General features: G+C 69.0%; 7 protein-coding genes. All 7 read right to left on the bottom strand.

Annotated features, from left to right (window positions below; genetic code table 11):
• Positions 1-105 precede the first annotated feature (105 nt).
• On the bottom strand, positions 106-1,791 hold the full coding sequence (locus ACFFJK_RS16255) for a response regulator (RefSeq protein WP_379680490.1): 1,686 nt from the start codon (positions 1,789-1,791) through the stop codon (positions 106-108).
• A gap of 161 nt (positions 1,792-1,952) precedes the next feature.
• Entirely contained in the window at positions 1,953-4,055 is a 2,103-nt protein-coding gene (locus ACFFJK_RS16250; protein ID WP_379680488.1) for a DUF7024 domain-containing protein, read from the bottom strand.
• Positions 4,056-4,083: 28 nt separating this feature from the next.
• Entirely contained in the window at positions 4,084-4,461 is a 378-nt protein-coding gene (locus tag ACFFJK_RS16245; protein ID WP_379680486.1) for a GtrA family protein, read from the bottom strand.
• A gap of 4 nt (positions 4,462-4,465) precedes the next feature.
• On the bottom strand, positions 4,466-5,506 hold the full coding sequence (locus ACFFJK_RS16240) for a glycosyltransferase family 2 protein (RefSeq protein ID WP_379680485.1): 1,041 nt from the start codon (positions 5,504-5,506) through the stop codon (positions 4,466-4,468).
• A complete protein-coding gene (locus tag ACFFJK_RS16235) occupies positions 5,503-7,428 on the bottom strand; it encodes a hypothetical protein (RefSeq protein ID WP_379680484.1) in 1,926 nt (641 codons plus the stop codon). Before ACFFJK_RS16235 ends, ACFFJK_RS16240 begins: the two co-directional genes overlap by 4 nt.
• Positions 7,429-7,435: 7 nt before the next feature.
• Entirely contained in the window at positions 7,436-8,923 is a 1,488-nt protein-coding gene (locus ACFFJK_RS16230; protein WP_379680482.1) for a UbiA family prenyltransferase, read from the bottom strand.
• Positions 8,917-13,239, bottom strand: a complete 4,323-nt coding sequence (locus ACFFJK_RS16225; RefSeq protein ID WP_379680481.1) for a glycosyltransferase — start codon at positions 13,237-13,239, stop codon at positions 8,917-8,919. The genes ACFFJK_RS16230 and ACFFJK_RS16225 overlap by 7 nt, the downstream gene beginning before the upstream one ends.
• Position 13,240 lies beyond the last annotated feature (1 nt).

Raw genomic sequence — 13,240 nt, 5'->3', positions numbered from 1 at the left:
CTTTGCCGCCCGCGCGTTCAAACGACGCCGGATCGGCCCGAGCGGCGCTTCATCCACTGACGACCACTGCGCGAGTCGGGAGACTCGCCCAGCCTGCGAAACCGGTCACGCCGCGCGTTTCGTACGCAGCGCCGCATGCACCCGGTCCAGCAGGACCTGGTGGTGGTAGGGCTTGGCCAGCACGTCCAGCGCCTGGCCGCGCGAGCCGCGCGCCGGCAGCTCGTCCATGTAGCCGGTGGTCACGAGCACCGGCATGTCGGGCCGCTTGGCGTGCACCTGCTCGATCAGCTGCAGGCCGTTCATCCCGCCAGGCATGATCACGTCGGTGAACAGCAGGTCCACCGGCTGCGTTTCCAGCAGCGCGAGAGCGTGTTCTCCGCTCGGCGCCGACACCACGTCGTAGTCGGCCGCCGACAGCATGGCCTCGGCCAGTTCGCGCACGTCGTCGTTGTCTTCCACCACCATGATGCGGCACTTGCGGCCCTCCGGCGGCGTGGCCGTCTCGACCCCGGCGTCCTCGTGGCGGGCCTGCTTGGACACCGGGAAGATCATGCGTACCCTGGTGCCGCGTCCCACTTCGCTGTCGATCTCGAGCCGGCCATGTGATTGCTGCACGAAGCCGTGCACCATCGCCAGCCCGAGCCCGGTGCCCAGCCCCTTGGTCGTGAAGAAGGGCTCGGTGGCGCGCCGGATCACGTCCGGCGGCATGCCTTCGCCTTCGTCCTGCACGCAGACGGCGACATAGTCTCCCGGCGGCAGCTTGTTGGCGCTGCGCCGCGCCGAGCTGACGACAGCGGTGCCGACCGTGACCACGCCCCCTTGCGGCATCGCGTCGCGCGCATTGATTACCACGTTCAGCAGGGCCATCTCGAGGTAGGTCGGGTCGAGCGTGCATGCGGGCAGGCCGGGCTTCAGGTCCAGCCGCAGCTCGACTTTCTCGCCCAGGGTGCGCACCAGCATGTCGGAGAACTCGACCACCAGGGCATTGAGGCTGACGTTCTTCTGCTCGAGCCGCTGCTTGCGTGCAAAGCTCAGCAGCTGCTGGGTAAGCTTGCCTGCTTGCATCGTTGCCCGCTGGGCGCGGCGGATCGGCTCGGCTGCTGCCGGGCTGCCCTTGCTGGTCAGGAGGGCCAGCTCGAGGTTGCCGTTGATGACCTGCAGCAGGTTGTTGAAATCGTGGGCCATGCCCGCCGACAGCTGGCCGATCGCCTCCATCTTCTGGGCCTGCAGGTTCGAATCCTGCAGGCTGCGGCGCTCGGTGATGTCCATCTGCGAGGCAAAGAAATACAGCAGCGTGCCGTCCTGGTCGAAGATGGGCCCGATGAACAGGGCATTCCAGAACGGTTCGCCGTCGGCCTTGTAGTTCAGGATGTCCACCGCCACCGCGCGCTGTTCGCGCAGCGCGTTGCGGACCTCGGCCACGGTGGCGCGGTCGGTGTCGGGGCCCTGCAGTAAACGGCAGTTGTGGCCGATGACGTCCTTGTCCTCGTAGCCGGTCAGGTCGAAGAAGGCGCCGTTGGCAAAGACGATGGGATTGTCTTCCTGGTTGGGGTCGGTGACGACCATCGGCATGCGCGTCATCTCGACGGCGGCGAAGAAGATATTGCCGCGGTCCTCGATGCCGGATCGGCCGATGTAGCCGGCCTGCCAGTGCTTGACGCCGGGATTGCCGAGCGGGGAATAGGCATTGCCCTCGACTTCCCCTTGCGCCTGCACACCCGTGCTCTGCCCGCCGCCCTGGACATCCTGCGGCATGTTAGCGTGTTCGTTCTTGTCCGATCCCGTTGCCATCGAGCGAATCCCTGAGAAGCACGGCGGTGGGCCGTGACCTGCCCGCCGCGTGGAAGCGGACCGGGCATGGGCTCACTCTACCCGCCGTACCGTGAGCACTCCGTTCGCGATTTCACACAGTACGGAACGCGTTTGTGGCAGGTCAAATTTTCCACCGTCTATTACTCGACTGGGGTTTCGATGCGGAGCCCCTCCAGCGAAATGCCGAGCAGGCGGGTGTCCACGGAATTTTCGAGATCGCTTGGCCGCTGCGGCTCCGGCACGTCGATGACCAGCGTCTGCTGGCGACCGTCGGTATCCAGCTGGAGCACGACTTCGCGGGGTTCCCAGCCCAGGCGGAAACGCGTTTCGGCCGTGCCCGCGCGCAACACGAAGGGCAGGCCCGTATTGGCGCCGAACGCACCTGCACGCAGTACGACCACCAGGCGCTGCGGCAGTGGCCGGGAGAAATGCAGTACGACGCGACTGCCTTCGGACCAGCGTCCCCAGCTTTCCACATTCGAGAGGCCTTCGGCATGCTCGATCAGCCTGCCCGGCGCCGGCGCGGTATTGAAGGCAAACTCGCCGACGACCGTGCGCGCCTGGCGCGGCAGCTTCACGATCGCGAAGGCTTCGTTCGCGATTGCCGGGACCAGGCCCTGCGGCAGCGCGTGGCCGCCGACGGCCACCAGCCAGCGCGCCTGCGAGGGCAGGCGGTAGGACTCGACCGCTGCGCCGTCCGGCAGGTCGAGCAGGATCATCTCCTTGTGGTCCAGGTAGAACTGGGTGCGGAACAGGTCGGCCCCGTTGGCGACGATCATGGTTGCGCTGCGATCGGCTGGCGGGATCAGGTCGCGCGCGGCCAGCCCTGCGCGGTCGGCCGGACTGGCCACCGCCAGCTGTGCCAGATAAGCGCGCACCTGCCCGTCCGCAATGAGTAGCGCCAGCGGCAGTACAAGGACAAGGAAGCCCCATGCGGCCGCACGGCGGTGGCGCAGCCACAGCACCAGCAGCAGCGCGTGCACGGCGAACAGGGTCGCAACCGGAATAGGGTGGTACACCAGCGCCGTGAACTCCGGGCTGTCGGTAAGGCGCACGTCATATTCAGGCAGCCAGAACCAGGCGGCCGCCAGCAGTGCGCCCAGCGCCAGGACAATGACGGCCTGCAATACGGCGCGCCGTCCGGGCAGCGTGCGGGTTGCCGCAGCGCCGACGATCAGGAGCAGCGGAATGGCAAAGGTATAGTAGCGCGAGTGCAGGCGCAGGCCTTCGTTCGGCCCGTCCGAGGCGATCGAGGCGGTGTACAGCACGGCCAGGCCGAGCGCCGAGCCGAAGGCCAGTCCCGTGAACACGCACAGGGGGCCAAGCGGATTGGCTTCACGGTGGGTCGCGCGCCGCGGCAGGGCGGCCAGCAGCGCGGCCAGCGGGAAGGCCAGCATCACGCTCAGCGCCATGGCATGGCCACGCGCGCTGATCCACACCGGCAGCAGTCGCGACAGCAAGGTGTGGCGGGAGGCCGAGTCGGCGCCGCCCTGGTAGAAGGCGCCGAACAGCGTGACGCCGGCTTCCCCGGCCAGCAGGTAGCCGAGCACCACTTTCACTGCCGCGGCGCTTGCTGCGGCAAGCAGCGCGGCGCCCAGGCCAGGGGCAAGCCAGGGGGCGCCGGCGGGGCCGGCGGTCCCGGCCGCGCGCCACCAGCTGGCGTAGACGAGGAACAGGCATAGCGCGGGCAGCAGGAAGACCGCATGGACTTTCACCAGGCTCATCAGTCCAAGCACAATGCCCGCCGCGAGTGCGTGCCGGTAGGGCGGCCAGGCCAGGCCGGCCAGCGCAACCCAGGCCAGGACGGCGAAACCGAAGAAATACATCGTCTCCGGCATGAAATACGTGGTGTACAGGTTCAGCGGCGCCAGCAGCGACAGCAGGGTGACGGCGCAGGCCAGCGGCGCCGGCGCCACGCGCCGCGCAACCAGGTACAGGAAGGGGGCGGCGCCGACGTGGAACAGGGCGTTGCCGATCCGGACGCAATCGAGGAAGTCGGGCCCGCAGGCGTTGGTGGCGCTGAACACCAGCAGGTACAGGTAGGACGGCAGCACGGCTTCGGACAGCGGTTCCAGGCGCGCCATCTTGCTGTAATACCACTCGTCGACGAAGACTCCCGGGTAGAGCCCGAGCGTACGCTGGATGAGATACCAGCCGATCAGTGCCATGCCGGCGGCGAGGACCAGGCCCCAGATGCGCGAACGGTCCGCGCGCAATGATGTGGAAAGGGAAGTCGGGGTCATGTCGTCGAAGAGGATGCGGCGCAGCGCATCACTTGAAGATCCAGTATTTGCCGAACAGGTAACCGTTTGCCGCCACCAGGGGCAGCGACAGGATCTTCCCGGCCAGCGGGTTGTCGAAGCCAAGCTCGGCCAGCGTCACGCAACCGAGTGTCAGCGCGTAGTTGAGACCGACCAGGCACAGGTAGCGTGTGAAGGCCGCCGGACTGGCCGCAGCGTTGAAGGTGACGCGGCTGTGGAAAGCGAAGCTGATCAGGAGCCCGACGACGAAGCCCGCGCTGGACGCCCAGGCCGAATGAAAACCTGTTACCAGCATCAGCTGCATCACGCCGATGTCGGCCAGCGCGCAGATGACTCCCCCGCTCACATAGACGGCGAATTGACGCCAATCGGGAGGGGTCTTGCCCATGCCGTCAGTCCTCCTTGCGCTTGAACCGGGTCCGCTTGTGCAGCGGGTGGCGCGGCACCGAGGCGATGTCGTAGGCCAGGAAGGCCAGGATCAGTTGCACGCCCATGATGACCGGCAGCGCCGCCAGCATCACCGTGCCGGCCGGGGTGGCGACGTCGCTGTGCGCCGATGCGATCCAGTGGCTCAGCCCGTAAACGGTGCCGAACAGCGTCAGCAGCACGCCCAGCGGCAGTTCCAGCGAGGCCAGCGACATGTTGCGCAGGTAGTAGTTGTAGAACAGGCGCTTGCCGAAGTTGCGCACATGCTTGGCGAAGAATTCGGTGACGACCTTCGAGATCTTCAGGTTGCTCACCTCGTCGCCGTACACGGCGTCCATCGGCACGTCGGTCACCACCGCGCCCAGGATGTTCAGGCGGAACAGCATGTCGGATTCGAAGAAGTAGCGTTTGCTGATCTTGTCGAACGGCAGGAAACGGGCGGCATCGGCATGGATCGCGGTATAGCCGTTGGTGGGGTCGAACAGGTCCCAGTAGCCCGACGACAGCTTGGTCATCAGGGACAGCACCGCATTGCCGAACAGGCGCAGCGGCGGCATCGAGCTGATGCGCTCGAGGTTGAAGAAGCGGTTGCCCTTGGTGTAGTCGGCTTCGCCGGCCAGGATCGGCGCAACGAAAGCCGGGATCAGGCTGCCGTCCATCTGGCCGTCGCCGTCGAGCTTGACCATCACTTTCGCACCGTCGGCAATCGCGGCGCGGTAGCCGGTCATCACGGCGCCGCCGACGCCCTGGTTCTCGGCATGCTCGAGCACGACCACGCGCGGGTCGCGGCAGTGTTCGCGTACGAAGGCGCCGCTGCCGTCCGGGCATCGGTCGTCGACGACGTAGATGCGTCCGACCTCGGGCCCGATGGCGGCGATCACACCCAGGATATGGCGCGTGACCTTGTAGCTCGGGATCACGACGGCAACCAGGTCGGCGGCGGGCGTGGACGGGGAAAGGACGTCGGCGTTCACGGCGTGTGCTGTAGGGGAGTGGGGGGCGTTCATGGCGTGGCGGGAAGCTGGCGCACGCTGACTTCGCGCAGGAAGAAAGCGAGGGGGCGCGGATCGCTCGCGCCGGGGGAGCGCGGCGTTTCGTGTTCGAGTTCGATGTCGAGGGCAGCGGCGCGTGCGCCCGGCGGCAGCGGCAGCGGCCCGGTGCCGTCGAGGGCATGCCAGCCGAGGTCGGCGCCGTTGACGACGATCCGGGTACGCCGGTTCGGATCCAGGTAGTGGCCGGTCACGAGCAGCGACTGCACCGGCGCGCCGTCCACGCGCACCCGCAGGCGCGAACGCGCGCCGTTCGACCATACGCCGTTCCATCCGGGGCCGTTCGCCTCCAGCCGGTTCCAGCCCTCGGACAGGACAATGGCGCTGCCGGCTTGCAGGTCCTCGAAGCCGAAGCTGCGCTGGACGTAGTTGCCGGCCACGCAGCGCAGCGGGCCGTCGATGTAGCGCCAGCCGCGGGTGGTCGCAACGGACGGCAGGTCGGGCGCGAGGGCGCCGCCGCGGCCGCACAGTTGCTCGTCGAGATGCGCATTGGCGGCGTTGACCAGGGTTTTCATGGGCACGCCGTCGGCGCCGCGCAGGGTGTAGACCTGGTCCGGCCGGATGTAGTCGTCGTGACGGCCGGCGCGTTCGGCGAAGATTTCCGGCTCCGGGTGATACAGCTGGGGCGCGCGCGCCAGCAGCAGCCGGGCGGCCGGGCTGAACTCCACATAACCGTAGCTGGCCGCATGCGCCATGGCCGACGCCTGCAGCGCCAGCATGCCGCCCACCAGCGCGCGCGGCCACTGCGCCAGGCGGCGCAGCAGTACGAACAGCGCGAACAGCAAGGGCATGGAGGCCCAGAACGCATAGCGCATCACCCCGGCCGCCCCCGAATTCCAGTTCAGGACGGCCATCGCCGGCACCGCCAGCGCCAGCGTGAACAGGACGGCAATCGCCAGTACGCCGAGGTGCCCGCGCTGCCCCCGGCACCACCACAAGGACAGCAGCAGCACCAGCAGCAGGCCCGGGATCCCGATGACCATGCCCTGGTTCAGGTCGAAGTAGAACGAGACCAGGCGCGTGGTGCTGATCAGGGTTGGGTCGGAAAACAGCTTGGCGATGATGTTCGGTACGCCGAACTGCCACAGGTTGAACAGCGGCGGCAGCGCGAACAGCGCCATGCCGGCCGCCAGGCCGAGCACGGTGCGCGGCGCAAGCAGGGCGCGCAGGTTGGCCAGCAGATCCTGTTGCCGGTCGTAGTCGAGCCACAGCTTGAACAAGGGGGCGAAGCCGAAGAAGAACAGGATGGTCGGGTTCTGCTGCGTGGCAAGCCCGGCCAGCAGGCTGCCGGCCACCGGTGCGCCGCTCGTGAAGAACAGCAGGCCGCCCAGCAGCGCGGCAGCGCTCACGCATTCCGGACTGGTCCAGCGCAGGTAGAGCGCGCCGCCGCACAGCATGAACAGCGCCAGCCCGATCCAGGCCCGGGCCTCGGAGCGGAAGAAGCGACGCAGCGCCAGGCCGAGGACGAACACGGCTGCGGCGTTCACCACCTGGAACGCCTTGAACGGCGGGATGCCGAGCGCCTCGAACAGCTTGAACGGCGCCGCCGCCAGCAGGGAGTAGCCGAAGAAATGCACCGCGAAGACATCGCCGTCGCGTCCGCGGACGAACGCGGCATACAGCTTCTCGTCGTTGTTGCGCATGCCCTGTTCGAGCAGGTCGAAGGGTTCGGTCAACATCCCTGGCAGCAGTGCGCGCACACGAGCGATGTCTTCGAGGCGGATGTCGGGCGTGCCGTGGTCGGCGATCCCCACGGTGTTGACCGTGTACTCGACGACGTCGCCGTTGTACATCGGCTTGAACAGCGCCACCAGGGCTGCCAGCACCAGCGCCAGCAGGACCGGGAAGCGCCAACTCGAGGAAGGATGGGTAATGGGCATGATCGGTTCAGTAGGAGGCAAGGGTGGCCAGCGCAACGCAGCACGCCACCACCACCAGGCTGACCTTGTCCTTGCTGACATACAGCACGGGGTCTTCGTTGACCTGGCCGCGGAACGACAGCACCCACAGGCGGCCGAGCCAGAACACCAGCAGCGGCAGGATGCCGGCCAGCCATTCCGGCGTACGGTAGAGGTCGAGCACGTTGTCCGAATTAAAGTAGAGCATGAAGATCAGCACCGAGATGAAGGCGCTGTTGATGCCCATGATGCCGATCGGCGCCTTGTCGCCGGTCATGTAGCCGCGTCCGCGCGTCTTTTCCTTGCCCTGGCGGTGCAGGTTGAACAGTTCGCTGTGGCGCTTCAGCAGCGCCAGGCTCAGGAAGATGAAGAAGGAAAAGGCGAGCAGCCAGAACGAGGGCGCGATGCCGGTGGCGGCGCTGCCGCCCAGGATCCGCAGGCTGTACAGGATGGCCAGTGCGACGATGTCGACCATCAGCAGGCGCTTCAGGTACACCGAATAGGCGACGGTGCTGACGAAGTATACGGCGACCGCCAGCAGCAGCAGCGGGTTGAAGGCCGCGCACAGCGCGATCGCGCCGAAGGCCAGCAGCGGACTGGCGAGCAGCGCCACCGGCAGGGGCAGCGCGCCCGAGGCGATCGGGCGCTTGTGCTTGGTCGGATGGACGCGGTCGTCCTGGGCGTCGAGCGCGTCGTTGAGCAGGTAGGCGCTCGATGCGCACAGCGAGAACGCGAGGAAGGCCAGCAGCGACGCGGTGAAGGTCGGCAGGTCGAGATCGTGGCCGGCCAGCATCGGCACGAACACCAGCAGGTTCTTGAGCCACTGGCGCGGGCGCAGCGCCTTGAACAGCGCCCGCGCCAGGCCGCCGCGCACGCTGCCCGAGTGCACCGTGCTGCGGCCGTCGCGCAGGCGGAAGGGCTTGGCGGTGACCGACACCGGATGGGCGCAGTCCAGCCAGACCGGCAGGTCGGCGCGCGAATTGCCGACATAGTCGTAGCCGCGTGCGCCATACAGCTCGGCCAGGCGGCGCGCCTTGTTGTGCGAGGTGAGGTTGATGCCGTCGCCTGTCGCCAGCACCAGGTCGAACAGGCCCAGGTGAGCGGCAATCTGCTCGGCGAAGCGGCGCTGCGCGCCGGTGGCCAGCACGATGCTGCGTCCGCGCGCGCGCTCGGCCTCGACCAGGGCCAGTACTGTCTTGTCGTAGGGCAGGGCGGCGGGGTCGAGCTCGACTTCCTGTGCGAGGCGTTCCTTGAAGCCGGCCTTGCCGAGCAGCAGCCAGAAAGGCAGCAGCCAGGCGCGCAGGATGTTCTTCTTGAGGAACAGGACGATCGACTCCCACAGCAGGTCGGAGTGGATCAGGGTGCCGTCGAGGTCGACGACGAGCGGACGCAGTCCGCCGCCGGGGCTGCCTGCGCCGGCGGGACCGGCATGGGCGGCAGCATTGGCATTCGCATTCGCATTCGCATTGTCTAGCATGGCCGCTCTCCGTTACCGGTTTGGCCGGCGCCTGGCGGGAACAGCATGGCCACCAGCTCCGTGGCGTTGTCCGACCAGCTGCGCGCGGCGATGCCGGTGGAGGCAGGTGCCTGGCCGGCGTCGTGCAGCCGCAGCCAGTCCTGGATGGCGGCGGCCAGCGCCGCGCCCTTGGCGCCGCTGAAGTAATGGGCATGCGCTCCCGCGACTTCGCGGAACACCGGCAGGTCGCGCGCCAGCAGCGGCACGCCGTGGCGCGCCGCCTCGATCAACGGCAGGCCGAAGCCCTCGCCTTCGCTGGCGAACAGCAGGCAGGCGCCGGCCGCGTAGACCCGGTCCAGGTATTCGTCGCTGATGCCTTGCAGCCAGATCAGGCGGCGGCCCAGTTCGGGGTGCCTGCGCAGGCGCGCCACCAGCGCCGGAATGGTACGGCGCGCATTATCGGGCAAGCCCTTCCAGCCTTCGCTGCCGACGATCACCAGCCGTACCTGGTGGCCTTCGGCCCACAACTGCTCGAAGGCGTCGAGCGCCTGCGCGTGCCCCTTGCGCGGCTCGATGGTGCCGACCACCAGGAAGCTGGGCGCGGCCGCGATGCCAGCCAGTACCGCGTCGGCGTCGGGCGGCAGGCCGGTGCTGGGCTGCGAGGCGCTGATGTCGGCGCCGTGGTGCAGGACAGCGAATCGGGGAAGCCGTTCCAGGTCCTGGCGCCCCAGCCAGGCGCGGGTCTCGTCGGCCACGGCGGCGCTGATGCAGACGAGGACATCGGCTTCGCGCCCGATGCTGCGCAGCCAGTCGGCGAATTCCGGTTCGGCGCCGGGCGGGAAGAACTCGGGACGCAGCACCGGCAGGATGTCGTGCACCAGGAAGTGGATGCGCACCCCACGCTCGCGCCAGCGCGCGTACAGGCCCTGGCGCGCCGCTTCGGCCACCGCGCGCGGGAACACGTCGGGGCTGTAGAACACGTCGCCAAAAGTGACCGTGACTTCTTCGTCCTGCACGCCGTCGCCGACCGTGCCGACCAGGTCATGCAGGTAGCGCCGCGCATAACGGTAGTGCCAGTGGCCGCCTTCGTCGCTGAGGTAGACCGGCAGCACCTGGTAATCCTTGCCCTGGGTGCGCAGCAGCTCGAGCAACTGGGCCCGCACCACGCGCTGGATGCCGGTCTTGAGGTCTTCGCGCACCATGGCCGAGACGTCCACCAGCAACTGCGGCGCGATCCGGTCGGCGGCCACGCTGGCGTGGTGGCGGCCGTACAGCGTGGCCTCCATCAGCTGGCGCGCGCTTTGCTCCCAGGTCAGCCACGGCATGCCGCTGGAGGGCGGCGCCGTGCCGGCCGCGTGCAGCGCCAGCCATGCCTCGATGGCCGCCGCCAGGTCTTCCGGCGCCTTGCCGTCGAAGTAGAAGGCATGTTCGCCGGCCACTTCGCGGAACACCGGGATGCCGCGCGCGATGACGGGCAGGCCCTTCTGGGCCGCCTCGATCAGGGGCAGCCCGAAGCCCTCGCCCTCGGAAGCGGCCAGCAGCGCGGAACTGTGTTCGTATAGCTTCAGCAGCATTTCGTCGGACACGCCGTTGAACCAGAACAGCTGCCTGTCGCGCTGCGGATGGGACTTCAGGCGCTCGGCCAGCGCGTCCACCAGCCAGCCGTTCTTGCCGACGATGACGAGGTTGAGCGCCACACCCTTGGCCCACAGCAGTTCGCAGGCGGCCAGCGCCTGGGCCTGGCCTTTTCGCGGTTCCAGGGTACCCACCATCAGGAGGGTCGGCGCCTGGCGCAACGCCGCCAGCGCCTGCTCGGCGTTGTCGGGCAGGCCGCGGCTCGGGGCGCTCGCGTCGATGTCGGCGCCCAGGTGGAAGTGGGCCAGTTTGAGCGGCGTCATGCGCCGGTTCGGGCGCCCTGCCAGCCACTCGGCCAGCTCGTCGGCCACCGCGCGCGAGATCGTCACGACGCCGTCCGCCACCAGCGAGATGGTGTCGATGAAGTCGCCATAGTATTTCTGGGCGCCGAACGGGAAGCAGTCCGGCCGCAGCAGGGGCAGCAGGTCGTACACCGTGAACCAGACCGCGACGCCCTTGCGGCGCAGGGCCAGCAGCTGCGGCTGGTTCTGGGTGGTCATGTTGGTGGCCAAGTCGAGGCCCAGGAACAGGTCGCCGGCGCGCGCCTCGATCGGCGCATCCTCGAGCGCCAAGGGTGGTGTGTCGAGCATGCCGCAAGTGAAGCGGCGCGCGTAGCGGTAGCAGCGGTTGCCGCCTTCGCTGTACACCGGCTCGATCCGGTAGCCGGGCGGCGGCGCCTTGACCAGCGCCAGCACGATGCTGCGCACCACGCGCTGGATGCCGGTCTTGTGGTCGGCCTGGACCAGCGCCGAGATGTCGACCAGCAGCTGGCGCGGCGCGCTCGGCAGCGCATTGGCGGCCATCATGGAAGCGGTCTCGATCAGCGCCGCCTCGCCCGGTGGGCGCGGCGTGCCGGGCGCGCTCAGGTCGGCGAGCAAGCGGCGCCGCAGGGCGGGGCCGCTGGTGCGGGCAAAGGCTTCGATGGCCTGGACGTACAATGCGCCGACCGCAGCCGGCGCATGGTGGCGCGTGATGTGCTCGCGGCCCGCCCGGGACAGCGCGGCGCGCCGGGCCGGGTCGGCATGCAGGCTGGCCAGTGCGTCGGTCAATGCGGCCTCGTCGAACGCATCGGGCAGCATGCACAGCACGTCGGGCGGCAGGTCGGCGTTGGCGCCGTGGGCGTTGACGACGGCCGGCAGGCCGTGCATCAGGCAGTCGAGCACCGAGGCCGAGGTTTCGCCGCGGGTCTGGGTGCGCAGCTGCACCGCGCAGTCGCTGGCGGCCAGCCAGTCCTGGTAGGCGCCGGCGCTGACGAAGCCGGTGATGCGGATGCGGTCGCCGATGCCGCTGTCGGCGATGCGGCGCAGCAGGTCGATGCCGTAGGGGCCAGCGTCGTTGGCGCCGACGAACACCAGCCGGCAGCGCGGGTCGCCTGCCAGCGGCGAGGCCAGGAAGGCGTCCAGCAGGCGGTGGTTGAGCTTGGTTGCGCCCAGCATGCCGAAGCTGCTGACGATGTAGTCGTCCTCTCCCAGCGCCAGGCGCGCACGCGCGGCCCGGCGCGCCGCCGCCAGGTCGGCGTCGGGCGCCACCTGGCCGCGCAGCAGCGGGATGGTGCGCCAGCCGTCGGCGGCGCCCGGCCCGTACCACTGCTCGGCAAGGCGGCGCGAAAAATCGCTGTGGACGATGACGCCGGCGGCACGGTCCAGCACTTCCTTGTTGCACGGGAACTGCCAGATGGCCGGGTTGCGGCCCTCTTCGCGGTGCGCGCGCAGGCCGGTGTAGCCGTGCGACGCGTACAGCGCCTGCAGGAAGGCCTCGGGCACGTCGCCGTCGCGTTCCATGTTGTCCAGCACGCCGCTGAGGAAGAAGTCGTGCAGCACGACGGTGCCGGGATGGCGCCGCAGCAGCGCGAACATGTGCTTGTGCACGTTGGAATTGCCGAAGTGGTAGAGCACCCGGTCGTAGGCGGCGCCATGGCGCGCGAAGTAGGCGACGTCGCGCTGCGGAAAGCGCGCCAGGGACGCATCGGGCACAGCGCCCGGGGTGAGTACCAGCTCGACCGCGTAATGGCGCTCCAGTTCGAGCAGCAGTTCGGCGCTGTAGTCGGCGATGCCCGAGTGTTCCGGCGGCAGCGGCGATACCAGCGCCAGGCTCGGCTTCGATGCGGCACCGGCGGACGATGGGGCGCGCGATGCGGCGGACGCCGTTGCCGCCGCCGCTTCCAGCGCGCGCCAGAGGGCAGGCAGGTCATCGGCGCAGATGTCACATGCCGGCACCGGCGACAGCGCCGCACCGAGCCGGTGGGCAGCGTCGGCGTCCGGCGCCAGCACCAGGGCGGCCTGGCGCAGGAGGGCCTGCTGCGGCGGCCGTGCGGCCAGTGCGGCGGCGCTGTCGGCGACGCCCAGTGCATGGGGAATGGAAGGCGGCAGCCCCGCCGCGTCGGCGCCGGCCTGCCACATGGTCAGGATGAGGTCCGGCGCCAGCGAGGCAAGGAAATCCTTGCGCAGCGCGGCAGCGCTGTGGCGGCTCCAGGCATCGCTGCCTGCGGGCTGGGCATAGACGTGGAACTGCCCGGCCGGCAGCACGTCGTCGCAGGCTTGGCGCAGCACGTCGATGTCGGTCGGGTAGCGGCCGCTGACGGCTACGTGCACCTGCACCTGCCGGCGCTGGTCGCGCAGCAGGGCCAGGGCCAGGGTGCGCAGCATGGCCGTGTCCTGTGCCGGGGCGGCCTGCGGGGCGTGGAAGTCGATAATCAGGCGCATG

Source organism: Massilia consociata, assembly GCF_042432755.1.
Classification (GTDB): Bacteria; Pseudomonadota; Gammaproteobacteria; order Burkholderiales; family Burkholderiaceae_D; genus Telluria; species Telluria consociata.
This window is presented reverse-complemented; position numbering and strand designations above follow the sequence as displayed.

What these genes read in the sequence shown, in the direction of transcription:
- ACFFJK_RS16255 (WP_379680490.1), bottom strand. Translation starts at nt 1,791, where the DNA reads ATGGCAACGGGATCGGACAAGAACGAACACGCTAACATGCCGCAGGAT.
- ACFFJK_RS16240 (WP_379680485.1), bottom strand. Translation starts at nt 5,506, where the DNA reads ATGAACGCCCCCCACTCCCCTACAGCACACGCCGTGAACGCCGACGTC.
- ACFFJK_RS16235 (WP_379680484.1), bottom strand. Translation starts at nt 7,428, where the DNA reads ATGCCCATTACCCATCCTTCCTCGAGTTGGCGCTTCCCGGTCCTGCTG.
- ACFFJK_RS16230 (WP_379680482.1), bottom strand. Translation starts at nt 8,923, where the DNA reads ATGCTAGACAATGCGAATGCGAATGCGAATGCCAATGCTGCCGCCCAT.
- ACFFJK_RS16245 (WP_379680486.1), bottom strand. Translation starts at nt 4,461, where the DNA reads ATGGGCAAGACCCCTCCCGATTGGCGTCAATTCGCCGTCTATGTGAGC.
- ACFFJK_RS16250 (WP_379680488.1), bottom strand. Translation starts at nt 4,055, where the DNA reads ATGACCCCGACTTCCCTTTCCACATCATTGCGCGCGGACCGTTCGCGC.
- ACFFJK_RS16225 (WP_379680481.1), bottom strand. Translation starts at nt 13,239, where the DNA reads ATGCGCCTGATTATCGACTTCCACGCCCCGCAGGCCGCCCCGGCACAG.